Origin of the sequence: Pseudoalteromonas sp. SR45-6, assembly GCF_014163545.1 — a bacterium.
In the GTDB taxonomy this organism is placed as follows: domain Bacteria; phylum Pseudomonadota; class Gammaproteobacteria; order Enterobacterales; family Alteromonadaceae; genus Pseudoalteromonas; species Pseudoalteromonas rhizosphaerae.
This window is the reverse complement of sequence record NZ_JACJDM010000019.1, coordinates 43,757-69,227: the sequence shown is the minus strand read 5'-3', so window position 1 is coordinate 69,227 and position 25,471 is coordinate 43,757. Positions and strand designations below refer to the sequence as shown.

Genomic DNA, 25,471 nt, shown 5'->3' with positions numbered 1-25,471 from the left:
TTTATCTGCAACTATTTTGTCTAATACATTAGCCATTACTTACCTCGGAGTTTGCGTATTCTTTATTACTGCTTATGACAATGGCATTTAAGGTATTCAATGCACGATAGTGATTAGGACCTAGTGGCTAACACATTACTCTTGGAAGTAAGTGCCCCAGCCGTCGTATTCTACATCGGTGTCGATCGCAAGTTGTGCTAGTTTATCAACATCTTCCATTATTACCTCAACATCTAACTCAGCTTCAACAACGATGTCAAAGCCCCAAATCTTACTGCCGTCTTCAAGCTCAAGCTCTGCAGGCTCTTCAACGTCATAGCCTAGTTTAAACGCAGCTAGTGCAGCTTGCTCAAGCTTGACAAAGTCTTCGCAAACAAAGTGATGTTCTACTTCGTATAAGATCTCAGGATCGGAACCATCTTCTAATAACGAAGTTACAATGTCTTCACTAATTTCACGCCAATTTTCCATTACTTTTCTCTCACTTGAGCATCTAATTCAGTTATTCTAGCAGCCATTTTGCTATGAATACGCTTTGCGTGTTCACGTGCTCCAATCGTTTTATCAAGTGGTTCTGGCGCTAACATGTCTATGTAGATTATACCATTGTCCCAGCGATTTAGCTTAATGGTTTTATATGTTGTGCTCATACATACAGGTACTACAGGTACATCCGCATTTAAAGCCGTGTGAAATGCACCTGTTTTAAATGGTAATAAGCCACGTCCGTAACTGCGGGTTCCCTCTGGGAAAATCCACACTGACAGGCCTTTTTGTTTGATTTTATCGGCCGATTTAGTGATCGTGCCAGCCGCTTTAGAGCGATTACCCCGATCAATTAGAATATTGCCCGAAAGCCAATATAGCTGTCCAAAAAATGGGATCCACTTAAGACTTTTTTTACCTAAACTGACACAGTTTTTTGGTACCGCCGCCGGTAAAGTGAAAATATCGTAATTATTTTGATGGTTTGCAACATATACTGCAGGGCCACAACTTTGCGCGTCAGGATGGCGTGTAATAACCACGTTTACACCAAGCATTTTAGCCACTGTACCAAACCAACTTGAAATAATATGTACATTATTTATATGAAAAGGTTTTACTAAACAAAGGAGTAAACCAAATACACAGCTTAATAAAATAAACAATGCCATAATAACAATACGAATAATAGCTAACAAAGAAAACGCTCCAAAAATAATAACGTCGGCATTATAGCGTTATTTTTACCGCTAAACGAGTGTTTAGCGAACACATGTAAGCTTAAAATAATTTTCTGCTTTAAAAACAAACGACCTGCAATAGCAGGCCGTTTTATTCATAGATATAAAAAAAATACTTACTCAGTTTCTGTCGGCTCAATGTCATCATCAATCGCCGTCAACTCTACAACCGCTTCATCGACACGCTGTAAACCACGCGGTAATTTATTACCTCGACGACCACGCTCACCATGATAATGCTCTAAATCACTGGGTTTAAGAGTCAGCTTACGCTTACCTGCATGCAGGGTAACACTGGTACCTTCAGGCACCACTGCCAGCACTTTAACAAACTCTTCACGCGCTTGTACTTTGGCACTTGGGATAGAGATTATCTTGTTACCCTTACCTTTACCTAGTTTTGGTAAATCACGTAATGGGAATAACAACATCCGGCCTTCATTCGATATCGCCATACAGTAATCGTTAGCAACATCATTAACCCTAATTGGCGCTAATAATTGCCCACCTTTAGGCACACTAACCAAGGCTTTACCGTTTTTGTTTTTACTTACTAGATCTACAAAATCAGTAATAAAACCATAACCTGCATCTGATGCCATTAACAGTACTTGTTTGTCTTCGCCCATCACTACATGCTCAAAATTAGCACCTGCAGTGAGGTTAAACCGCCCTGTCATTGGTTCACCTTGGCTTCGTGCCGACGGTAACCCATGCGCATCAGTGGCAAATGCACGCCCAGCAGAATCTAAGAACACCGCAGGTTGATTACTCTTACCACGGGCAGAGGCTTTATATGCATCGCCAGCTCGATAACTGAGCCCTTCAACATCTAAATCATGGCCTTTACCAACACGCGCCCAACCTTTTTCAGACAACACAACGGTTACTGATTCTGATGGGATTAAATCTTTTTCGCTTAATGCTTTCGCTTCAAGACGTTCGACAATCGGTGAACGGCGATCGTCACCATACAGCTCTGCTGCTTCTTGAATCTCTTTTTTTAGTAACGTCGACATACGACGTTCAGAGCCTAAAGTCAGCTGTAATTTATCGCGCTCTTTGGCAAGCTCATCTTGCTCCCCACGAATTTTAAACTCTTCAAGTTTCGCTAAATGACGTAGTTTTAATTCAAGGATTGCTTCGGCTTGGATGTCTGTAATACCAAAGCGTTCCATTAACACAGGCTTTGGCTTGTCTTCGCTACGAATAATTTCGATCACTTCGTCAATATTTAAGAAGGCTGCCAATAAACCTTCTAAAATATGTAAACGAGCCAATACTTTATCTAAACGATATTGCAGGCGACGGCGCACTGTTTCACGACGGAACACCAGCCACTCAGTTAAAATGGTTCGTAAATCTTTTACCTGCGGACGGCCATCAAGACCAAGCATATTGATATTAACGCGGTAATTTTTTTCCAAGTCTGTAGTGGCAAATAAATGAGCCATTAACGGCTCCACTTTAATGCGATTAGAACGCGGAATGATGACAATCCGGGTTGGATTTTCGTGATCAGACTCATCACGTAAATCAGCCACCATAGGCAGCTTTTTGGCATTCATTTGCGCTGCGATTTGCTCAAGTACTTTACCACCAGAACATTGATGTGGCAGTGCAGTAATGACAATATCGCCGTGCTCCTCTGTATAAATAGCGCGCATTTTTATCGAACCACGGCCGGTTTGATAAATTTTACGAATATCCGCTTTTGAAGTAATTATTTCAGCTTCAGTTGGGTAATCGGGAGCTTGTACATGCTCAAGCAATTGATCTAGTTCAGCTTTAGGGTTATCCAATAGCAAACAACAGGCACTGGCTACTTCGCGTACGTTATGTGGCGGAATGTCAGTTGCCATACCCACTGCAATACCCGTAATACCATTGAGTAAAATATGTGGTAAGCGTGATGGTAATACTTGTGGCTCGTCCATTGTGCCATCAAAGTTTGGCGTCCAATCAACAGTCCCTTGGCCAAGTTCTTTTAACAGTACTTCTGAGAACTTAGATAAACGCGCTTCGGTATAACGCATTGCCGCAAATGACTTTGGATCATCTGCAGCACCCCAGTTCCCTTGCCCATCAACTAATGGGTAACGATAAGAAAACGGTTGTGCCATTAACACCATCGCTTCATAACAAGCGCTATCACCATGAGGATGGTACTTACCGAGTACATCACCAACGGTACGGGCTGACTTTTTATATTTAGCCGTTGCCGATAACCCCAGTTCGCTCATGGCGTAAATAATACGACGTTGTACTGGTTTTAGACCATCGCCAATATGTGGCAATGCCCTATCCATGATCACATACATGGAATAATTCAAATAGGCGTCTTCGGTAAAACGCCCCATTGTTTGTTGCTCAATTCCTTGCAATAGCAAGGTATCTGTATCACTCATCAAAGCCTACCTAATTTTTTTTATAACTTACACGGTAGATCACATTGGCATAATCATCGGAGATCAATAAGCTGCCATCGGCAAGTTCTGCAAAAGCAACCGGACGACCCAATGTTTCTTCGTTTTTCATAAAGCCCGTAATAAACGGCGTGTATTTTATCACACGTCCTTGCTCAATAGTGGCAACTGCCACTTTATATCCAGATTTTTTACTGCGGTTCCAAGAGCCGTGTTCAGCAACAAATAATTGTTGCTTATAATTAGCAGGAAATTGTTTACCTTGATAAAAATGAATCCCTAATGGGGCTACATGCGCACCCAAGGCTAAAGCTGGGGCACTGTAATCGGCAATATTTTTACCTTTACCAAATTCAGGATCTAAGATGGCACCTGCATGCACATACGGAAAACCAAAATGTTCACCTTCGGTTGTTAAGCGGTTTAGTTCATCCGGTGGAAGATCATCACCCATCATGTCTCTGCCATTATCACTAAACCACATAGCTTGGGTGCCAGGATGAAAGTCAAAGCCAACAGAGTTACGCACACCTTGTGCTAACGTGGTCATTTGTTTGGTGTTTACATCCAATGAAAATATTCGCCCATAGCGCTCATCTTCAGCGCAAATATTACAAGGTACGCCCACAGGAATGATCAGCTCGCCGGTTGGTGAGAAGCGTAAAAACTTCCAACCGTGATGACGTTCTGTCGGTAATGCGTCGTAAACCACTTCATATTTAGGTGCTTTCAATTGTGTATCAATATTTTTGAAGCGAATAATACGTTGCACTTCAGCAACATATAAGTCGCCATCTTTGATCGCTAAACCTGAAGGCATAGTTAAACCAGTGGCCACCAAAATTTGTTTATCGGCAACCCCATCACTATTGTGATCAATCAGTGCATATACATTGCCCGCGTTTCGCGAGCCAACATACACAATACCTTTTTTAGATACTGCTAATTGCCGTGCATTTTCCACATCACTGGCAAATATGTTTACAGTAAAGCCATCAGGAACACTGAGTTCTTTAAGGATTTCTTTTGCTGCTAAGGGAGTACTTAGCAAGCCTAATGTTAATACAGAAACTAGTAATTTATTCATCGATTTCTACCCTATTACGGCCATGATCTTTTGCGGCATATAACGCTTTGTCTGCTTTTTTAAATAAATCTTTAAATGAGCCTAGTTGCGCTTGCTTTTGCGCCACACCAAAACTTGCAGTGACTTTGATCTCATTTCCATCACTGATTATACGTTCTTTTTCAATCTCAGTTTTAATTCGATAAGCAATTTCAGTGGCTTCAGCTAAAGTGGTATTGTTGAGTACCACTAAAAACTCTTCGCCACCAATGCGCCCTAGAATATCATTCTCTCTGATCGCTCGCAGAGATGTATTCGTGATCGCTTGTAACACTAAATCCCCTGCCGGGTGGCCAAAATCATCATTAATGTTTTTAAAGTGGTCTAAATCAAAAGCAATCAAACAAAAATTGTGATCATCTTTTTTTAACTGTTGCCACTGTAACTGAGCAAACTCTATTATTTTACGTCGATTAGCCACACCAGTTAAAACGTCCGTATTGGCTAGCACACTAAATTTGCGCTTTAAACGATATTGTCGCCATGAAAAGATTAACAGCAATAAAAATAATAATAGTACGCTTAGCATAATGGTTTTTTGTAATGCTTGCTGTTGCTTAATTTCTTGTAATGCAAATTCGCTAAGTTCTTTATCTTTTTCAAGCAGCTGTCGTTCAATTTCTACTTGTTTAGTATCAAACTGAACTTGATAGCGAGAACGGGATAACTCGCGCACTTTATTATAATGTTGAGCATTTAAAGCGATAAGATCTTGCTGATGTAAGTACGCCTGCTGATAATCTTGTTGCTGCACCGCAAGCTGAGTAAGCAAGCGGGTTAACTTCAATAGTGATGTGATACTGTTTTCTATCGGAATTTGCTTCGACAACTGCTGCGCTTTAGTTAAGGTTATCGTGGCTTGCTCAGGCAAATTCAGTGCTAACTCAATACCTGCTTGAGTATAGAAGTGGTTAGCAATGGTAACTACATCTTCAAGCCTGTCAAAATATTGATTACTCAATGACAAATAATGGCTAGCTTGAGCCATATCTTGTTCTAATAAATATGCTTCCGCTAAGATAATATAACCGTAGTACACTAATTTTTCATTGGCTAACTTTTTGCTCAACGTCAGTAATTTCTGACTACTTGCAATCGCCTCTTGGCTGCGCCCCATCTTTAAATAAACTTTAGCTAAATGAAAATACGACACTAAACTGTCAAACGCTAAGTCATGTTTTAAAAAAAAATCTAATGCCTTAGTTTGCACTTCAATTGCTTTGTTGTAATCAAACAAATATTCGTACGATTTTGCCATTGTTGATTCTATGTAGGCTAAATCAAGTAAACTTCCACTACGCTTAATAATTACATAACTTTTATAGAAGTAATCTAATGCCCGAATATCATCATGGTTATACACATAAAAATTAGCTAAAGCGCCATATACATCACTTTTTAGCTTATCATTATCAAGTTGTTCAACTAGCTCTTTAGCTGTCATTAAAACTGCTAATGATTTTTCAGTTTGCCCAGTAAAATTGTAAATATCCGATTTTACTAAGTAGTAGCTTATCAGCGCATCACTACTTAGTGAGTTTAGCTGCTTCGCTATTTGCTGTTCCAATTCAATGGATTTAGTTATTTCACCATTTAATAAGTAATTTTCAGCTAAATTGAGTTGTAACCTTGTGCGTTGTAACACTGTTAAGCGACTCGTATGCTCTACTAATAATAGCGCTACAAACTCAATGGCTTGGCCTGGATCCTGAATGCTTTTTTCGTGGGCGGTATGCAGTTGTGTTGTTAACCATTGCTCATCAAAAGCGGTTTTTTGCTGTGCTTTTAAAGGTGCGCAGTACAAGTACAAACAAGTAACAAGAATCGTTAATAAAACTAAACTGTTTAAATGTTTAAAACAACTCCCTTGCTGTACTTGCATGGCATTACACCCTTGAAAAATCACACTTGAGCACGATTACCGTGATCTTCTAACCATTGACGACGATCTGATGAGCGCTTTTTCGCCAGCAACATATCCATCATTTCCATGGTTTCAACTTCATCTTCTAAGGTTAGCTGAACTAAGCGACGAGTATTAGGATCCATGGTCGTTTCGCGTAGTTGCAGTGGGTTCATTTCCCCCAAGCCTTTGAAACGCTGAACATTTACTTTACCGCGTTTTTTCTCTGCTTCAATACGCGCTAGGATGCCGGATTTTTCATCTTCATCAAGGGCATAATAAACATCTTTACCAATGTCGATTCTAAACAACGGCGGCATAGCTACATATACGTGACCCGTTTTCACCAACGTTGGGAAATGACGAACAAATAGTGCACACAACAAAGTCGCAATATGCAGTCCATCGGAGTCAGCATCCGCTAAGATACAAATTTTATTATAGCGCAACGAAGAGATATCAGTTGAGTCAGGGTCGATACCCAGCGCCACAGAAATATCATGCACCTCTTGTGACGCTAAAATTTGCCCTGATTCAATTTCCCACGTATTCAAAATTTTACCACGTAGTGGCATTATTGCCTGAAACTCACGATCACGTGCTTGTTTAGCTGAGCCACCAGCTGAGTCACCTTCTACTAAAAATAGCTCAGTACGGTCGTTATCTGCAGCGCTACAGTCGGTTAATTTGCCCGGTAATGCGGGACCTGCGGTAACACGCTTACGCACCACTTTTTTGGCTGCGCGAAGACGTTTCTGTGCATTAGAAATACATAACTCTGACAGTAACTCAGCAGTATCGGTGTGCTCATTTAACCATAAACTGAATGCATCTTTTACCACCCCAGATACAAATGCCGAGCACGAACGAGAAGATAATTTCTCTTTGGTTTGACCGGCAAATTGTGGATCTTGCATTTTCACTGATAAAACGTAGCTACACCGTTCCCAAATGTCATCGGGGGTGAGCTTAACGCCACGCGGCAGTAAGTTTCTAAATTCACAAAACTCACGCATAGCCTCAAGTAAACCTTGTCGCAAACCATTTACGTGAGTACCGCCTTGCGCAGTTGGTATTAAGTTAACGTAACTTTCAGCTATCGATTCACCGCCTTCAGGTAACCAAACAACCGCCCAATCAGCACCTTCCGTTGAACTTGAAAACTCACCGGTAAATGGGTCTTTTGGCAGTACTTCGTAACCTTTAACAGCTTCGTTTAAGTAGTCTTTAAGGCCTGTTTCGTAATACCACTCTTGGGTTTCTTTGGTTTGTTTATTAACAAACTTAATACGTAAGCCAGGGCAAAGTACGGCTTTAGCTTTTAATAAATGATGTAATTTAGTCAACGAGAAATTAGCTGAGTCAAAGTAGCTTACATCAGGCCAAAAACGTACAGTTGTACCTGTATTACGTTTACCTACGGTGCCTATAACATGAAGATCTTCAACTTTATCACCGCTTTCAAACGCCATCATGTATTGTTGTGCATCGCGGCGCACAACCACTTCAACGCGCGTTGATAATGCATTAACCACGGAGATCCCTACCCCGTGCAAACCACCTGAAAATTGGTAGTTTTTATTAGAGAACTTGCCACCAGCATGCAGCTTGGTAAAAATCAATTCGACCCCAGGAATACCTTCTTCTGGGTGAATATCGATAGGCATACCACGGCCATCATCGCTAACTTCTAGCGAATTATCTTCATGCAAAATGACATCAATTCTAGTGGCATGTCCGGCCATGGCTTCATCGACACTGTTATCAATAACCTCTTGTCCTAAGTGATTAGGACGGGTGGTGTCGGTGTACATACCAGGACGGCGTTTAACAGGTTCTAACCCATTTAATACTTCAATGGCTTCGGCGTTATAATTTTGCTGACTCATAGTTTTTATCTTTTATGCGCTTAGCTATGTTTTACGTGATTTTAAGAAAATCTACAATACTAGCAATGGAGTCTTCAAAGCCAACAAAGCTATGATCACCACCAAATTCTATCTGTTGCTTGCATTGTGAATAATATTTAACGGCCTGCTGATAATCCAGTACTTCATCACCCGTTTGCTGTAATAAATACAGTAATGATGGGCGCTCTAAGCTGGGTATCGACAGTGATTTTAACGCGTTAATATGACTATTGTTGAGCTCGTAATGGCTATCCTGATAGGGATTATAGTTCGGCCCTAACAAAGAACTCAACAATAAATAAGGCTTAACCGCAGGGTTTATAACCACTGCTGGTAACTGATATTTTTGCGATAAATAAGTGGCGTAAAAACCACCTAAAGAACTGCCAAGTAATACAGTATTTGGCGTTAATAATTGTTCAATTTGAATTATCGCATGAAACGGTTCATGGCTTAGCCGTGGCACACAATAATCAACGTCATAGTGTGCCATATACTCACCAAAGCGGACAGCTTTAAATGAATGTTCGCTGCTATTAAAACCATGAATATAAATTACTCGTTGGGCCACATCAGTTCCGAGTTAATTAATAGATTTGCACTGTTTGTTGGCTTTGATATTGTCAACAATCGATAACCAGGCCCCGCATTGTGTTGCTGCCAGTCATCGGTGTGTTTAGTAAACTGCACTGAGCTTGCTGGCGTGGCAAAAATCTCAATACTTCTGAATTTAAATTGATAGTCATTGTGAACATGACCATGAAATAACTGCCTTACTAGCGCGCTATTATGCAATACATTAAGTAGTTGCGGGCCATTTTCGAGCATATGCTTGTCTAGGTAACCATTAATAGGTAATGGATTATGGTGGCAAAAAGCCACGCTCGGCGACTGTGAAGTCGCTAATAAATCAGCGAGTTCATTTAAATCGGCTTCGCTTACCCAACCTGCTGGTGTTGGCCCTTTAGAGCTAATTAACAACACTTCAAAGCCATCGGCAATTAACCGTTTTGCACTATTGATTTGACCACCAGAAATACGCTGCATCGCACTGATATCATCATGATTACCAGGCAGCCAAAAAACAGGGCAAGTAAGCGCTGAGTCGGCAATCAGCTGAGCAAACAACAAATATGATGCAAAACTGTGATCTTGGGTTAAATCGCCACCAAAGATCACAGCGTCTAATGACTGGTGTGCCATATCAGCAAGCGCGCGAGAAAAGTGCTCAGCGGTATTGACCGCAAAATACTCCCCTTGTGGGTCTGCAAATAAGTGACAATCGGTAATATGCGCTAAGCGCAGCTGAGTATTATTGAACTGCGCCGACTCATCAAACCAGGCCATCATTTATATCCCAGTTAAGTACCGCTCGACCACTTTCAACACACGCCACTAACCAATCATACAAAAACGCATTAAGTTGATATTTTTCATCTTTTTGATGCATTTGCGGATTAGGGTAACCATATGAAGGTTTGATCCTTTGATGGTAATCATGGTGAATTATTTCAGCAACTTTTGCATCGTGATATAAACGCACAGTTAAAAACAGCGGATTAAACCCTTTTAACATACCGGTTAATTGGGTTATTGAAATATCCATCGTGTATTTAGCACAGCCATCCACCTTAATTACAAACTGGTTATTACCCAATTGTACTTGACGTGTATTGCCTTCTTTGCGCTCATTGGGCAGCAATTTTAAAGCACGTAAGTAGTTATGCTCACATAACGTCAAGTATTTAGGAAGACTCTGAATATATCGTTGTTTCACTGCAAGTGCTGTCACATTACCGCCATAAAGTTAGAGGTTAAGGGTAGTCTATTACTATTTTAGCTGCGCTGATTAATTATACGTTCGCGATTAAGCGCTAACCACTGCAATGAAATTACCGAGGCAGCATTATCTATCTCACCGGTTGCTAAACGCGCCATTGCATCATCAAAACTGAGAATATGCGTTTTAATATCTTCACCTTCAGTTGCAAGTCCATACACGTCACTTTGTAGCTGACTTAAATCAGTTTTTGCAAGATAAAGATGTAACCGCTCAGTAGTCCCTCCTGGGCTTGACAGGTACGATAGCATAAATTCCAATTCGCTCAGTACTAAGCCCGCTTCTTCAAATGCTTCGCGCCTAGCGACATCTTCATAATTAGTACTGCCATCGGTCATGCCTGCTATACATTCTAATAACCAAGGTGACTGTTTAGTTCTTATCGCGCCAATACGTATTTGTTCTATCAATAAAATACTATCTGCTATGGGATCATACGGTAAAACTGCAACCGCGTCACCGCGTTCGAGTATCTCACGACGGATAGTCTCTGATTGACCCCCCGCAAATAATGCATGTTCAAACTGATATAAGTTAATATTAAAAAAGCCGCTATAAAGTACTTCTATAGGAGCAATTTTAACGTCTTGTTTGGTAAATTTTGTGAGCTTTTCATCAGCCATGAAGTTTCCTATTACACATGCTATTACTTGAATTTAAACCTAGATACTTACTATCATGTCCGGGGATTATACCCAAACCACCTCAAGATGCAGAATCCAGCGTTTCACAGGGGCTTAATATCAAGGCGTTACTTTGCAACAATGGCAGTCCCTTTTAAGAAGTAACAACGATGAGAGTAAGTTCCTGTGAAACGCCCAGGGGGTTGGTTTAAAAGCGATTTATACTGCGTTATTGATTTTAATAATAGAACCACTATAACTTACAATCAATGCCTTGCCTAAATCGCTTTTAATTCCAACTGAAACTGACATATTGAGGTGGTTTGGGTATATATTCTGTTACACTTGTTTACGCTGTTTTACGCAAATTTTTTTTTGTTCTTAAGTAAAACAGGTTACCATGCTTTTAGAACGTAAATTGTCTAAGGACTGAACGAATAATGAAAAAAAACATTCTTGCTGCGCTGATTGGTATATCTTGCGCATTAACTGCCACAGCGTCAAATGCTGAAGACTTATTACAAGTTTATGAAATTGCCACAGCTAACGATCCTACTGTTTTAAAAGCAAAAGCCCAAGCAAACGCACAAGCTTATAACAGTGACCGTGCAATGAGCGCATTATTGCCACAAATCGGTTTTTCTATGGGGTATGATAAAACCGATAGCACATCATTTAATGGTACTGATGCGGCAGGTTACACCAAGGTCGATAGCGATTCAGATACATTCAGCCGTGGTCTTAAACTAAGCCAGACACTGTTTGATTTAGGTGCATGGAATTCACTCGGTATTGCAGACAAACAAGCGTTGCAAGCAGCTGCTCAATATGACTTTGCCAAGCAAGATCTCATTGTTCGTGTTGCTGATGGCTATTTCAACGTATTAAGTTCGATTGATAACTTAGAATTTGTACAATCTGAAAAACGCGCTATTGAACGTCAACTTGAGCAAACCAAACAGCGTTATGCAGTAGGCTTAACGGCAATTACCGATGTGCATGAAGCGCAAGCACAATTCGATAACTCGGTTGCCCGCGAAATCGTTGCCAGAAACGGCGTTGAAACTGCCCGTGAGCAGCTTCGCGAAATCACCGGTAAATATCACGCTAAGCTGGATATGTTAAACACTGAGACTTTCTCTACAGTTCAACCAGCAAAAAAATCACCCGATTATATTAAGCTTGCAGAACAAAATAATTTAACTCTGCAGGTCTCTAAAGTAACGGTTGATATCGCTAAAGATCAAATTGATTTAGCACAAGCGGGTCATTACCCTAAGCTGACTTTAGATGCCAGCTACGGTGATACACTAACTGATAGCAATAGCAACACTGCCCGTCCACGTGGTGATAGTACAAATATTGGCATTAACTTTAGTGTGCCAATATATTCAGGCGGTGCTACTACTGCAGCGACTGAGCAGGCACGTGCTTTTTATGTTGCTGCAAGTGAAGATCTTGAAGCTAGTCTACGTGGCGTAACCCGCTCGGTGATCACCTCTTATAATCAAGTAGTATCAGATATTGCGACCTTTAAAGCCCTTGAACAAGCAGTAGTTTCTGCTGAAAGTGCATTAAAAGCCACTGAAGCTGGTTTTGAAGTGGGTACTCGTACTATTGTTGACGTACTGGTCAGTACACAAAACTTATTTAACGCCAAACGTAACCTCGCTGATGTACGCTATCGCTACGTTGTATCAACGCTACGCTTAAAACAAGCAGCGGGCACGTTAACAAGTAATGATTTACAAGCCATCAACCAAGGTTTAAAAGAAATCCAATAAAGATAAGCTTAACATTACTCATTTAAAAGCCAGCAACTTGCTGGCTTTTTTGTATTTTTTTATTCATCCAGTTAAACTAGCTTCTTTTGCATATGAGATACTTCTGTGGTCAACAACTCCCCATTTAAATGGTCTTTCTTGGGCCCTCGTTATTGGTTTACTTGGTTTGGCGTATTTATTTTGTATATAATTTCTTGGCTACCGCAGAAATTACAACTTGCATTGGGCCGACTGCTAGGTCGCTTAGTCCATCGTTTTATGAAAAGTCGTCGCCATATTGCTGAAGTCAATATTAAACGCTGCTTTCCAGATATGCCCGCAGCCGAACAACAAGCATTAGTACTTTCTAACTTAGAAAATACCGGTATAGGTATGATTGAAACAGCCATGTCATGGTGGTGGCCTGATTGGCGTGTAAAAAAAGTTTGCGGCTCGGTTAAAGGGCTTGAATACTTTGAGCAAATACAACAATCTGGTAAAGGGATTCTAATGATAGTCCCACACATACTGCATCTTGAAATGGCAAGCCGTGTCATGGGATTACACTATCAAGGTATTGGTTTTTACCGCCCCCATAATAATCCGCTAATGGAATATTTTATTACCAATGGTCGTTTACGCTCAAATGAATTTGTGGTTGGCAAACGCGATGTTAAAGGCCTACTCAAAGCCTTAAAAAATAAAAAATTATGTTATTACTTACCCGATCAAGATTATGGCCGCCAACGCTGTGAATTTGCACCTTTTTTTGCAGTTCAAGATACCGCAACTACCACTGGGACTTTGCTATTTGCAGCCAGTAAGCACTGTGAAACCGTCAGTCTTATAAGTCGACGTGACGAACAGGGAAAATATCATTTAGAAGTACGCCCTATGCTTGAAGACTTTCCATCTGGCGATAACCTCGCCGATGTGACTCGTGTAAATCAACGCATTGAAGAAGCTATTAATGCCGCACCAGAACAATATATGTGGGTTCATCGACGCTTTAAAACTAGGCCGGATGAGAACGCCCCCTCTTATTACAAGTGACAACGCCGCTGTAATATGCTTTTATTAGTAAATATAAATACAAGAGTATGAGCCATGTGGTTTTGGGTTAAGCATTTATCACTAGCTGCTATTTTAATTGCCGCAGCGATTTATTTTTTATTAGGTCATGGCCCAGTCATGGACATGAAAGATACTAAAAATGCGGCTGCGCAAGGTTTATCACGTTTTTATTCATCGTTACGCAACCAGGTAAATAAAAGCAATGAACGCGATAAATACGTACTTAAATTAGCTAATCCGGATATAAATATAGATGCGGCGCTGACCGAGCGCGCTAAAGTTGTTGAACCATCCTCACCAAATTGGACTGGTGAGTTAATGCCGAGACGCTTTGAAAATGGCTCGACTTTAAAAAAAGTATTAACTGATTACGCACGCGATGAAGATATCGTTCTGTATTGGTATTTAAGTAAAGACTATGTGATCAAAGAACACTTTCGAGTGGATAGCAATTTTAATTCAACGCTTTATCAAGTTGGCCGGGCGATAAATGATGACTTTGAAAACGAAGTTTATACCTTCTTTTGTTTTAAACAGCGAGCAGCCGTGATCACCGAGCTGCCCTCTGAATATGTGCGCGAAAACTGTAAGCGCCTAAGAAGTTAAGCGCTTAACTCAAATATCTGCTGCCATGCTTGTGTAACAAATGCGATGTCTTTCGCAAATTCAGCTTTTGTTACACAACGTCCCTGCTGATCTAGACTCAACACATGATAACGCGAGCGATAATCAATATAGGCTGTAATAAGCCCTTGCTTGATCTCATCACTAATACAACCAAGCCTTGCTGCATCGGTTAAAATCCTTACGTTGTCTGAGTAAGTAGTTAGTTGCTCCAAGCTATAAGCGTTATCAAGCACTAAATATTGAGTCAGAAACTCAATATCAGCAATGCCGCCAGTATCTTGTTTTAAATCAAACTCAATATCGTTGCCTTTCGCTAAATGTGTGCGCATTTTTTCACGCATGGTGATCACATCGTCTTTAAGCTTTTGCGGGTCGCGCTGCTGGCACAAAATGCCTAAGCGAATTTGCGCAAAGCGCTGCTGTAATTCGGGTTGCCCAAAAATCATCCGAGAACGCACTAGCGCTTGATGTTCCCATGTCCAAGCTTGCGTTTGCTGATAGTGGTTAAAGCTCTCAAGATTGATTGCCATTAACCCTGAGGCACCTTCTGGGCGTAACCGCGTATCTAGTTCATATAAAATACCCGACGCCGTTCGAGTATTAAATAAATGCATTAGTCGCTGTGCTAATTTTAAATAAAACTGCCGTGAATCAATCGCTTTAGTGCCATTAGTTTGCTCTGAGCCATCACTATTATGTACAAAGACTAAATCGAGATCAGAATCATAACCCACTTCAAAACCACCGGTTTTACCATAAGCTATTACGGCAAAGCCCTTGTGCTCTTCATCAGTATTAGGCGGAATACCAAAACGCTGCGCCATTTGCTGCCAAGCAAGGTTCACCGCTTGCTCAACTATCGCTTCGGCTAATGCTGTTAAATGATCGCTTACTTTCATTACATCTAACACACCGGTTGCATCAGCGGCAGCAATACGTAGTTGATGGGTTTGTTTAAACTGACGCAGTGCTTCCATTTGCTGTTCTAAGTCTGCGCTATCAATACGTAAAAAATACTGTCGTATTTCGTCTTTATATGCAGTCAGTGGTGTAGGCTTATACAGCACCGCAGGATCGATAAGCTCATCAAGTAAAATCGGGTAACGCGAAATATGCTCACCAATCCATTTACTATGACAACACAACGAAACAAGCTGTTTTAACGCGCCTTGGTTTTCAAACAGCAACTCTAAATAGGCTGTTCGTGAAATAACCTTGCTTAATACTTGGCAGATCATACTAAATACGTCACCACTTGCTTGACTGTCTGATAGTTGCTTTAGCATTAATGGCATGAGTTTATCGAGAATATCACGGCCACGATGACCAATTTTAGTTTTCGTTAAGCGGGCTTTAAAATCTTCTAATGGTATTTGCCATGCATCATTTGGGTCGGTTAAAACACTAATATCGGTGTGTTCCCAAGCACTTATAAAAGCACTTTCGCAAGGATCGACTGGCTCACTTTCATAACCAATAACTTGTTCAAATTCACTGTGTATGCCAGCCATAATGTCATTTATTTGCGCTAAAGATGCGCTGAAGTCACTCTGCTCTAACAGGTAATTTAGCCGTTGTTGGTTCAGGCCATCATCTGGCAATGTTTGCGTTTGTTGATCTGCAAAAATCTGTAAATATTGCTCAACTCGCCTTAAAAACAAATAATTGTGGCGTAATAATTTTGCTTCATCTGCGCCAATAACTTGAATGTTTTCTAGCTCCGCCAGTGCTTTTTGCAAGGATTGTGTTTGCAAATTAGCTTCTCGCCCGCCCCTTACCATTTGCAGTGCTTGCACCACAAACTCCACTTCACGGATCCCTCCTGCACCTAGTTTTATATTGTTAGTCAAGCGTTTACGACGTACTTCTTGAGCTATCATTTGCTTCATTTTACGCAGCGATTCAATCACTGAAAAATCGATATAGCGACGATACACAAACGGTTTTAATAACTGATAGAATTCATCACTGTAGCGCGTTTGCGGGCCAATTAAACGCCCTTTGAGCATGGCGTAGCGTTCCCATTCACGGCCTTGATCTTGGTAGTAATCTTCCATGGCATTAAAACTCATCACCAAGGGGCCACTTTCACCAAAAGGTCGCAGCCGCATATCGACCCTAAATACTTGTCCATCAACCGTTGTTTGATTAAGTGCGGCAATCAGCTTTTGTGCCACTTTAGTGTAAAACACTTGCGCTTCTAAAGAGCGCCGCCCACCTTGAGTTTTTACACTACGCGGATAAGAAAAAATTAAATCGATATCTGACGAATAGTTAAGTTCTTGGCCACCTAACTTACCCATTCCTAATACCAACATCGCCAGTGGCAGTTGTTGCTCATCGAATGGTTGCCCATTAATCTGAGCAACCTGGGCAAATGCCCAGTTATTGGCACTATCAATTAGCTGATCGGCTAAAGCCGAGATATAGCCAATACTATCGGCTATATCATTGCTGTAACATAAATCTAAACACGCTACTTTTAGCCAATAGCGTTCCCGGTAACGGCGTAAAATTTTATGGCACTGCGCTTCATCAACCTCGGTAAGATTTAAGTCTTGAAATGGGTTAGGACTATCTCGCAAACTCATTTGAGTATCACTGAGCAACATCTCAATTAACTGCGGCTGAGATTGCAGGCAACGCCAGGCAAAGTCACTCAAACCTAACAAATTAATAATTAATTCATTAGCAGGAAGCTCTGGATATAGCTGAAAAAAACGTTCGCTGCCTAAGCCATGCAGTGCTGTTGGGAGTTGTTCGCCTGGTGTCATCAAATACTCTCTTTTATATCAGTCGTAACCGTACTAGAATAGTTAACATAATAATAACCACCCTAGGTTCTCAATGTCATATTTATCTTTATCTAACACTAGTTTACTCGCGATTGCTATCTGTTTTATGGTTATTTGTTTAGCTGTTATTTGTTTGCGGGTAGTAAGTCAACTCAAGGCTAAACAAGCATTAAAAGAAGAACTTGCTCAACATGACAATTTTGCTCTAGGAATTAGTTTTGCGTCAGAAATCAGTGTAGTGATCGCGACTGTAGCATTTTTATTTGATGAAATTAGTATCAGTGCAGCCCAATCAAACCCGCTTAAGATGATTATACTGATAGTACTGTTGTTTACTTTTATTAAAGTAGGCCACTTGATCCACCGCAAGTGGATTTTGCACCGCTTTAATGAAGAAGCCGCCATACTAAAACAAAATGTCTGTGCCGCGTTGGTAGATTCAGGCATGTTGATCGCTAACTGTATTATTACATTAGGGCTATACAGCTGGTCTCATACCCAAGGGTTTAGCAGCTTACTAATTGCTTTTGTCAGCTTCTTTTTACTGCAAACTATTTTTGCCTTAGACAGTAAATTCCGTGAATATCGCTTTGCTCGCGCCAATCAAGGGGCGTCATTACAAAGTAACTTTAATTTAGAAAACACCTCTATTGGCATTCGTTATGCCGGTAAATCCATTGGCCTTGCATTAGCTATCTATGCGGGTCTTGCCAGTGCCACTTTTCACAGTGGTAAAATGGTTGAGAATTTATTCACATTAGCTTTACATTGCGGCACTATGTGGTTATTACTGTATCTATTAACGACTATAATCAAGTTCATCTCTTTGCCAAACATTGATACTGAGCTTGAAATTGATCATCAGGATAATATTGGAATAGCTTGCATTGAATTTGCTGTTTTCAGCGCTATAGGCTATTTACTAATAAGTATGTTTTCAATTTAATATTGAAAATGACGTAATACGTGGGGCCTTATGCCGTTTGAAGTAAATAACTATCTACTGATCGATAACGACAGTGAATTCAGCCGGCAATTCACTGAACATTATTTTGCTCAGCCACACGGCACCAGTCCAAGTACCCTTGTTGTTGCTGGTGCAAATACCCGTCACTTGGTTAAATTAATGTTTGACCAGTTGATCAAAGATTATTGCTACTGCGACTTTAGTAATGAAATTAGCGTGTCAGAACTGGCGAGTTATTTACATGAACACCATGATATTGCCGGTGTACTATACAATCAAACGGATTATTTATTAGCTGATGATAAACAACGATTTATATTCAATTCATTACATTCTGTACGATTTTTAATTAAAGAGATTGATGATGGATACCTGTTTGAACCAGTCACAGACTTAGCACAAAATAATCACTTATCATGCCAAACCGAAATAGCCGAAACACCGCAAAATTTAGACGCATTATGTGAAAAGCTTAATAATTAGTTAAAATAAAACTTAACTAATTATCACTGACTCACAATAAGTATTTGCACCGAAGAGATGACTTACATACCATAACGATATTAGCTATTTTTGTTGAAGGTCATCATGAGAGTTCCTCATATTTATCAAGCAAGTCCTATTGTAATTGCCACTGCACTTCAGTTAGAAGATGATGCAGCAGGCCACATAGGTCGCGTATTACGGATGAAAGTCGGTGAGCATATTTCATTATTTAATGGCCAAGGCGGCGAATATCTTTGCGAACTCATTGAAGTAGGAAAAAAATCAGTCGTTGCAATGCCGCTTGAATTTAATGAAAAAGATGTTGAATCACCGCTGAGCATTCACCTAGGGCAAGGGATTTCTCGCGGTGACAAAATGGACTTTACCATTCAAAAGTCTGTTGAATTAGGGATCACTGAAATCACCCCTATTTTCAGTCAACGTTGTGGCGTTAAATTAAGCGCCGAGCGACTTGCAAAAAAACACCAGCAATGGCAAAAAATAGCGATTGCTGCAGCAGAGCAATCTGGTCGTAACCGGATCACCACGATTCATCCACCGATAGACATCAGCCAATGGCTTGCACAAAGCAGTGATGAAATTAAGCTTACCCTACACCCTCGTGCAGAGCACAGTATTAAAACAATCGAAGTACCTAGCGCTGGCGTGCGGTTTTTAGTTGGTCCTGAAGGTGGCTTCACTGATGATGAAATTGCCCAGACCAAACAACAAAATTTTGTTGATATCCGTATCGGCCCACGCGTGCTGCGCACTGAAACTGCCGCTTTGACAGTCTTAAGTGCACTACAGCTACAATTTGGCGATTTAGCTAATTGAAATTAGTAAAACCACCCTCATATCAATAGCAACAGATTCAGTAAGGCAACGAACATGGCAATTAAGTTAGGTATAATTTCAGATCCGATCAGCGGATTCAACATCAAAAAAGACACCGGTTTTGCAATGATGATGCAAGCCCAAAGCCGTGGCTATGAAATTTACTACATGGAAATGAATGATCTTTCATTGCGTAAAGGCAAAGCGTATGCCACAGCCGCAAAAGCAACCGTGTTCGACGATACAAACCATTGGTATGAGCTGGAAGAAAAAGCCAGTATCGCACTTGCTGATTTAGATGTTATTTTAATGCGTAAAGATCCACCGTTTGATACTGAGTACATTTACGCAACCTATATTTTAGAACGCGCCGAACTTGAAGGCACGCTTATTATTAATAAGCCACAAAGCCTGCGTGATGCGAACGAAAAGTTATTCACCGCATGGTTTAGTGAGCATACACCTGACACTTTAGTAACCCGTTGTAAGCACCAGATCCGCGCATTTTTGGCTGAACATAAAGACATCATTCTAAAACCTTTAGATGGTATGGGTGGCGCCTCTATTTTCCGTGTGACTGAAAATGATGCCAACATTGGGGTTATTTGCGAAACACTCACCGAACACGGTAGCCGTTTTGCCATGGCACAAAACTATATCCCAGAGATCAAACAAGGTGATAAACGCGTATTGGTGGTCGATGGCGAAGTGATCCCATATTGCCTAGCCCGCATTCCACAAAATGGTGAAACACGTGGTAATTTAGCTGTTGGCGGTCGTGGTGAAGCACGCCCAATCAGTGATTCAGATCGTAGAATTGCCGAAGCCGTTGCACCAACATTAAAAGCTAAAGGGCTTATTTTTGTAGGTCTTGATATCATTGGTGATAAGCTAACAGAAATTAATGTTACAGCGCCTACCTGCGTAAAAGAAATCGAAGCTGCCTATGATATTTCAATTACTGGGCGCTTATTTGATGCCATAGAAAGAAAACTGAGCCATACTTAAATTTACTAACAATAAAGGGGTATCGTTATGCAATCATTAGAAAATCATTTTTTAATCGCAATGCCATCAATGCAAGACCCTTTTTTTAAACGTGCTGTCGCGTATATTTGTGAGCACAATGAAGACGGGGCTATGGGGCTGGTGATCAACCAGCCGATCAATATTACTGTCGGCGACTTGCTCGACAAAATAGAGATTGATAACGACAAATCCACCCACGCAGCAAGTGTTGCAGTATTTGCTGGAGGACCTGTAAAAACCGATCGTGGTTTTGTACTGCATTCTCCAAAAGCAGGTTATAGCGCAAGCCAAGAACTTAGCAGCGAAATCATGATAACCACATCCAAAGATGTGTTAGCAAGTTTAACCACAGCCCAAGCACCAGAACAGTTTATTATTACACTGGGCTATGCGGGTTGGGAGCAAGGCCAGCTCGAACAAGAGCTACTCGAAAATTCATGGCTAATTATAAAAGCCGATCCTGAGATTATTTTTAACACACCGATAGAGCAACGCTGGGAAAAAGCAGTCGCGACGCTCGGTTTTGATATTAGCCAATTAAGTTCGGAAGCTGGCCACGCATAAGCGTGGTCAACCACAATTTTAAAGCACAGAGATAGCATGACTAAAAAACAACTAAAGCCCAAAGGTGAACGCACCGTGATGGGCTTTGATTTTGGCACCACCAGCATTGGTGTTGCTATCGGCCAAGAACTAACAGGAACCGCATCGAGCCTAAGCGCTATCAAAGCCAAAGATGGTATTCCAAATTGGGATTTTATTAAAAAGCATGTCGATGAGTGGCAACCTGATTTACTGGTGGTTGGATTACCGCTTAATATGGATGGCACAAATCAAGAAGTCACCTTTAAAGCTAAAAAGTTTGCCAACCGCTTACATAATCACTATGGACTGCCTGTAGAGACCCAAGACGAACGTTTAACCACAGCAGATGCAAAAGCACGATTATTTGAGCAAGGCGGTTACCGTAGCTTAGGTAAAGGAAATGTGGATAATATGTCGGCTGTTATTATTTTGGAAAGCTTCTTTGAACAAGCTTACGGGTAAGCGGTAGGTTTATAATAAGCTGCTCACTCAGTTCAGGAATAAATCCAGCTTGGCGATAGGCTTTTTCTATCGCACCTTGTTCTCGTAATATCTTTAAGCCTTTTTGCAACGCTTTAAAAGCCTGAGCGCCATCAGGATGGCGTTTTGATATTACAAAATGACGACTATCATCTAATAATATCAGCACATTAGGTACCGCTTGCAAAACAATATCTTCAAGTACATATTGGTTACCCATCTGTGGCATCAGTGGCATTAACATAAAATCAATCCATTGCATCGATACCATACGCACTTGACTGAGCCATTCATCCTCTGCAACTAGATCTTTTAATGGTAATTGCGATAAAGTTTTCCAATCTGTACGCCAACGCGGCGTAGACACACTAGTTAGTTGATTAAAATCTGACAGGTGCTGCAGCTGAAATACTTTTTTATTGTTTGGAGAAGTAAAAATCCCCGCAAAATACTCGCCTTTACGGATCAGCTCATCGCTGATATACACTTTATCTGCTAGTGATTTGGCATCTTCATACCAATAACTATCAAAGCTGATCAGTAGCTCACCTTTTTCTAACAGTTTGGTATTACGAAAATTAATTTTACCAATTTGATAACTGAAAGTTTTATTAAAGCCCCCCAAGTACAAGGCTTGTTGGGCAATGATCATATCAACTACATCGCGACGTATAAATCGACCACTAAAATCAGTAATATCCTGCGGTGCTCTACCGGCTAAAAAATGTGTGTAATCATAATGCACGTCATCTCGGATAAAAATAGCAATCGATTGATCTGTCGCCATCGCAAAAAATGAGTTACTAACAACATAAAAACTAACTGTTACAAGTAACCATTTTATGCGTTTTTTCATACTACTGACCTTTAGGTTCTAACCCGTCAATTGTTACTCCCTGTAAAAAACCAGCCCCTTGCTGTTCATTATTTCGAAGCTTAATCATCAAACGTAAATCGTTAGGTGAGTCAGCGTGATGCAAAGCATCTGCATAGTTGATACGTTGCTGTTTATAGAGCTCAAATAACGCTTGATCAAAGGTTTGCATACCCATATCTTTCGCTTTAGCCATGGCTTCTTTAATGCCGCCAATGTCGCCTTTTTTGATAAGCTCGCCGATAATCGGGGTATTTAATAAAATTTCGATAGCAGCTACTCGACCATTGCCATCGGCTGTAGGCACTAGTTGTTGTGCTATGATAGCTCGTAAGTTTAAGGATAGATCATATTTTAGCTTATCGTGCTTTTCTTTAGGCACTAAATGCATAATACGGTCAATTGCTTGGTTAGCGTTATTGGCATGTAATGTAGCAACACATAAATGACCGGTTTCAGCAAAACTAAGTGCGTATTCCATGGTCTCTTGCGAACGTATTTCACCAATTAAAATGACATCGGGGGCTTGGCGTAATGAGCTTTTTAACGCCGCCTCAAAACTTTCCGTATCTAAGCCAACTTCACGCTGAGTAATAATACTTTTGCGATGTTCATGGACAAACTCAATCGGGTCTTCAATAGTCAAGATATGCCCACGTTGATTACGATTACGGTAACCTAATAATGCAGCCAACGACGTTGATTTACCGGTGCCAGTACCACCGACAAACAGCACTAAACCACGTTTAGCCATGATCACATCAGTCAATGTCGACGGTAGACCAAGCTCAGCAACATCAGGAATTTGCGTAACAATACGGCGAATAACCATACCCGCGCAATCTCGTTGCCAAAATGCCGAGATCCTAAAGCGCCCTTCATCGGTAGCTATGGCAAAGTTGCACTCTTTAGTATTATGAAACTCTGCTTTTTGTTTTTCACTCATCGCTGATTCAACTAATTGCAGCGACTCTTCGTCTGATATTTTTTCGTCGCCAAGTGCAATTAGCTCGCCATTAATCTTTGCGCTGACTGGCAATTGGCTCGATACGAATAAATCCGAACCTTGCTTTTCAATCATCAAATGTAAAAAGTAATCAAGAGAATGTGTCATTACTGCTCCTTACTCGGGCCTAGCCGCCGAAATTATTTTTATCTTGTGCTTTAGCACGCGCTTCAGCATTGGTAACAACACCGTGATTCACTAAATTGATTAAACACTGATCCATGGTTTGCATACCATGCGATGCGCCAGTTTGAATCGACGAATACATTTGCGCAATTTTATCTTCGCGGATAAGGTTACGGATCGCAGGCACTGCAATCATGATTTCATGTGCTGCGACTCGCCCGCCACCAATTTTTTTCAACAGGGTTTGTGAAATAACTGCGCGTAATGACTCTGAAAGCATTGAGCGGATCATACTTTTTTCTTCACCAGGAAACACATCGATAATACGGTCAATGGTTTTCGGGGCTGACGTAGTATGCAATGTACCAAATACTAAATGGCCGGTTTCAGCAGCAGTCATGGCAAGGCGAATAGTTTCTAAATCACGTAGCTCACCAACCAAAATCACGTCTGGATCTTCACGTAAAGCACTGCGCAGTGCATTAGAAAAACTATGCGTATCGCGATGCACTTCACGTTGATTAATTAACGATAGTTTATTGTCGTGCACAAACTCGATGGGATCTTCGATGGTTAAAATATGATGATGCTTGTGTTGATTTATATGATCCACCATCGCAGCCAAGGTGGTCGACTTACCAGAGCCTGTAGGTCCTGTTACCAACACTAAACCACGCGGCGTATCTGAGATTGTTTTAAATATATCTGGCGCACCTAAATCATCAAGCGTCAGCACTTCACTGGGAATGGTACGAAATACAGCTGCGGGGCCTCGATTTGAGTTGAAGGCATTAACACGAAAACGTGCTAAGTTTGGCACTTCAAACGAAAAATCCACTTCAAGGTTTTGTTCATAGTCCTTGCGTTGATTATCGTTCATAATATCGTAAACTAGGCTGTTAACATCTTTGTTTTCCAGCGCTGGTATATTAATACGTCGCACATCACCATCAACACGGATCATTGGCGCAACCCCTGATGATAAGTGTAAATCTGATGCTTTGTGCTGCACACTAAAGGCCAATAATTCGGTAATATCCATTTATGACTCCACAACTAACTGATAATTATATGGTTACAATAGCAGAACGACTTAAGTCCGCCTATGCTAGAATTGCCCTAGCGGCAAAAAAACATCATCGTAATGAACACGATGTCTGCTTGTTGGCAGTATCAAAAACCAAACCTGCTGATTTCATTCTAGCGGCTTATCAACAAGGTCACCGAGAATTTGGTGAATCATACGTTCAAGAAGCTGTTGATAAAATAACCCAATTAGCAAATTATAGCGATATTGTTTGGCATTTCATTGGCCCTATTCAATCAAATAAAACCGCCCTTGTTGCCAGCCACTTTGATTGGGTGCAAAGTATTGAACGTGAAAAAATAGCGCAACGTTTAAACGATCAAAGGCCCGCAGATAAAGCCCCTTTAAAAGTACTGATCCAAGTAAATATCAGCTTAGAGGACTCAAAATCAGGCTGCCACCCCGATAAACTTGCAAGCCTCGCTGAATTTATTCACCATTGCCCGCATTTAGAATTGCGTGGTGTCATGGCAATCCCAGCAAAAACTGACGATCCACAGCAACAAATACAATATTTTGAGCAATTACGTGCTTGCTTTGATAGACTTAAAGCCCAATATCCTCAAATAGACACCCTGTCGATGGGGATGAGTGGTGATGTCGAAGCTGCGATTGCAGCAGGCTCAACCATGGTACGCATCGGCACGGATATTTTTGGCCAACGAAGCTAAGGTGATAACT

The 25,471-nt window shown here is 40.9% G+C and carries 24 protein-coding genes; 10 read left to right on the top strand and 14 right to left on the bottom strand.

Annotation, left to right across the window (positions count from 1 at the left end; all coding sequences use genetic code 11):
- Nucleotides 1-135: 135 nt before the first annotated feature.
- From rraB to H5158_RS10380, 10 genes are all read right to left on the bottom strand, one after another.
- Entirely contained in the window at nucleotides 136-471 is a 336-nt protein-coding gene (gene rraB, locus H5158_RS10425) for a ribonuclease E inhibitor RraB (protein WP_182718447.1), read from the bottom strand.
- Nucleotides 471-1,184 (bottom strand): 1-acylglycerol-3-phosphate O-acyltransferase, encoded by a 714-nt coding sequence (locus H5158_RS10420; RefSeq protein WP_149981260.1) that lies wholly within the window; start codon nucleotides 1,182-1,184, stop codon nucleotides 471-473. Before H5158_RS10420 ends, rraB begins: the two co-directional genes overlap by 1 nt.
- Nucleotides 1,185-1,342: 158 nt before the next feature.
- Entirely contained in the window at nucleotides 1,343-3,634 is a 2,292-nt protein-coding gene (gene parC / locus H5158_RS10415) for a DNA topoisomerase IV subunit A (RefSeq protein WP_182718448.1), read from the bottom strand.
- Nucleotides 3,635-3,644: 10 nt separating this feature from the next.
- Nucleotides 3,645-4,739: a sorbosone dehydrogenase family protein gene (locus H5158_RS10410; RefSeq protein ID WP_182739971.1), complete on the bottom strand. Its 1,095-nt coding sequence runs from the start codon at nucleotides 4,737-4,739 to the stop codon at nucleotides 3,645-3,647.
- Nucleotides 4,732-6,660 carry a GGDEF domain-containing protein gene (locus tag H5158_RS10405; protein WP_182739970.1) on the bottom strand — a complete coding sequence of 643 codons (1,929 nt, stop codon included), beginning with the start codon at nucleotides 6,658-6,660 and terminating at the stop codon, nucleotides 4,732-4,734. Before H5158_RS10405 ends, H5158_RS10410 begins: the two co-directional genes overlap by 8 nt.
- 20 nt (nucleotides 6,661-6,680) lie before the next feature.
- The gene (parE, locus tag H5158_RS10400; protein ID WP_182718451.1) at nucleotides 6,681-8,570 is read right to left on the bottom strand and encodes a DNA topoisomerase IV subunit B; all 1,890 of its coding nucleotides are present in this window, start codon (nucleotides 8,568-8,570) and stop codon (nucleotides 6,681-6,683) included.
- Between the two features lie 31 nt (nucleotides 8,571-8,601).
- Nucleotides 8,602-9,162: a YqiA/YcfP family alpha/beta fold hydrolase gene (locus H5158_RS10395; RefSeq protein ID WP_145234964.1), complete on the bottom strand. Its 561-nt coding sequence runs from the start codon at nucleotides 9,160-9,162 to the stop codon at nucleotides 8,602-8,604.
- On the bottom strand, nucleotides 9,147-9,938 hold the full coding sequence (locus H5158_RS10390; protein WP_182718489.1) for a metallophosphoesterase: 792 nt from the start codon (nucleotides 9,936-9,938) through the stop codon (nucleotides 9,147-9,149). Before H5158_RS10390 ends, H5158_RS10395 begins: the two co-directional genes overlap by 16 nt.
- On the bottom strand, nucleotides 9,925-10,383 hold the full coding sequence (locus H5158_RS10385; protein ID WP_145234962.1) for a DUF1249 domain-containing protein: 459 nt from the start codon (nucleotides 10,381-10,383) through the stop codon (nucleotides 9,925-9,927). The genes H5158_RS10390 and H5158_RS10385 overlap by 14 nt, the downstream gene beginning before the upstream one ends.
- A gap of 44 nt (nucleotides 10,384-10,427) precedes the next feature.
- A complete protein-coding gene (locus H5158_RS10380) occupies nucleotides 10,428-11,054 on the bottom strand; it encodes an NUDIX domain-containing protein (protein WP_149981265.1) in 627 nt (208 codons plus the stop codon).
- Between the two features lie 440 nt (nucleotides 11,055-11,494).
- Here H5158_RS10380 and tolC point away from each other — a divergent pair, with 440 nt between their 5' ends.
- The 3 genes from tolC (at nucleotide 11,495) to H5158_RS10365 (ending at nucleotide 14,497) form a co-directional block, all read left to right on the top strand.
- Nucleotides 11,495-12,838, top strand: coding sequence for an outer membrane channel protein TolC (gene tolC / locus H5158_RS10375; RefSeq protein ID WP_149981266.1), 1,344 nt, complete (start codon nucleotides 11,495-11,497; stop codon nucleotides 12,836-12,838).
- Nucleotides 12,839-12,943: 105 nt separating this feature from the next.
- Complete coding sequence (gene lpxL / locus H5158_RS10370) at nucleotides 12,944-13,870, top strand: LpxL/LpxP family Kdo(2)-lipid IV(A) lauroyl/palmitoleoyl acyltransferase (RefSeq protein ID WP_182718454.1); 927 nt, start codon at nucleotides 12,944-12,946, stop codon at nucleotides 13,868-13,870.
- A 54-nt stretch (nucleotides 13,871-13,924) separates the two neighbouring features.
- Nucleotides 13,925-14,497, top strand: coding sequence for a TcpQ domain-containing protein (locus H5158_RS10365; RefSeq protein WP_145234952.1), 573 nt, complete (start codon nucleotides 13,925-13,927; stop codon nucleotides 14,495-14,497).
- Here H5158_RS10365 and glnE read toward each other — a convergent pair.
- Nucleotides 14,494-17,292: a bifunctional [glutamate--ammonia ligase]-adenylyl-L-tyrosine phosphorylase/[glutamate--ammonia-ligase] adenylyltransferase gene (glnE, locus tag H5158_RS10360; RefSeq protein ID WP_182739969.1), complete on the bottom strand. Its 2,799-nt coding sequence runs from the start codon at nucleotides 17,290-17,292 to the stop codon at nucleotides 14,494-14,496. The two genes, H5158_RS10365 and glnE, sit on opposite strands and share 4 nt — an antisense overlap.
- Nucleotides 17,293-17,365: 73 nt before the next feature.
- On the opposite strand from glnE, the gene H5158_RS10355 reads away from it, so the two are divergent.
- The 6 genes from H5158_RS10355 (at nucleotide 17,366) to ruvX (ending at nucleotide 21,679) form a co-directional block, all read left to right on the top strand.
- Nucleotides 17,366-18,259, top strand: a complete 894-nt coding sequence (locus H5158_RS10355) for a hypothetical protein (RefSeq protein WP_149981269.1) — start codon at nucleotides 17,366-17,368, stop codon at nucleotides 18,257-18,259.
- A gap of 30 nt (nucleotides 18,260-18,289) precedes the next feature.
- Nucleotides 18,290-18,763 carry a hypothetical protein gene (locus H5158_RS10350; RefSeq protein ID WP_145234946.1) on the top strand — a complete coding sequence of 158 codons (474 nt, stop codon included), beginning with the start codon at nucleotides 18,290-18,292 and terminating at the stop codon, nucleotides 18,761-18,763.
- A gap of 105 nt (nucleotides 18,764-18,868) precedes the next feature.
- The gene (gene rsmE / locus H5158_RS10345) at nucleotides 18,869-19,603 is read left to right on the top strand and encodes a 16S rRNA (uracil(1498)-N(3))-methyltransferase (protein WP_145234944.1); all 735 of its coding nucleotides are present in this window, start codon (nucleotides 18,869-18,871) and stop codon (nucleotides 19,601-19,603) included.
- 54 nt (nucleotides 19,604-19,657) lie between these two features.
- Nucleotides 19,658-20,611, top strand: coding sequence for a glutathione synthase (gshB, locus tag H5158_RS10340; protein ID WP_145234942.1), 954 nt, complete (start codon nucleotides 19,658-19,660; stop codon nucleotides 20,609-20,611).
- A gap of 27 nt (nucleotides 20,612-20,638) precedes the next feature.
- Complete coding sequence (locus H5158_RS10335) at nucleotides 20,639-21,196, top strand: YqgE/AlgH family protein (RefSeq protein WP_145234940.1); 558 nt, start codon at nucleotides 20,639-20,641, stop codon at nucleotides 21,194-21,196.
- A gap of 36 nt (nucleotides 21,197-21,232) precedes the next feature.
- On the top strand, nucleotides 21,233-21,679 hold the full coding sequence (ruvX, locus tag H5158_RS10330; protein ID WP_145234938.1) for a Holliday junction resolvase RuvX: 447 nt from the start codon (nucleotides 21,233-21,235) through the stop codon (nucleotides 21,677-21,679).
- On the opposite strand, the gene H5158_RS10325 is transcribed toward ruvX, so the two are convergent.
- Genes H5158_RS10325 through H5158_RS10315 form a run of 3 tightly spaced genes read right to left on the bottom strand, consistent with a single transcriptional unit; the run spans nucleotide 21,642 to nucleotide 24,745 of the window.
- Entirely contained in the window at nucleotides 21,642-22,553 is a 912-nt protein-coding gene (locus tag H5158_RS10325) for a hypothetical protein (protein WP_145234935.1), read from the bottom strand. The two genes, ruvX and H5158_RS10325, sit on opposite strands and share 38 nt — an antisense overlap.
- A gap of 1 nt (nucleotide 22,554) precedes the next feature.
- Complete coding sequence (locus tag H5158_RS10320; RefSeq protein WP_145234933.1) at nucleotides 22,555-23,685, bottom strand: PilT/PilU family type 4a pilus ATPase; 1,131 nt, start codon at nucleotides 23,683-23,685, stop codon at nucleotides 22,555-22,557.
- Between the two features lie 19 nt (nucleotides 23,686-23,704).
- Nucleotides 23,705-24,745, bottom strand: a complete 1,041-nt coding sequence (locus H5158_RS10315; protein WP_145234931.1) for a type IV pilus twitching motility protein PilT — start codon at nucleotides 24,743-24,745, stop codon at nucleotides 23,705-23,707.
- Between the two features lie 2 nt (nucleotides 24,746-24,747).
- Here H5158_RS10315 and H5158_RS10310 point away from each other — a divergent pair, with 2 nt between their 5' ends.
- On the top strand, nucleotides 24,748-25,461 hold the full coding sequence (locus tag H5158_RS10310; protein WP_310736240.1) for a YggS family pyridoxal phosphate-dependent enzyme: 714 nt from the start codon (nucleotides 24,748-24,750) through the stop codon (nucleotides 25,459-25,461).
- The last annotated feature ends 10 nt before the right edge of the window (nucleotides 25,462-25,471 follow it).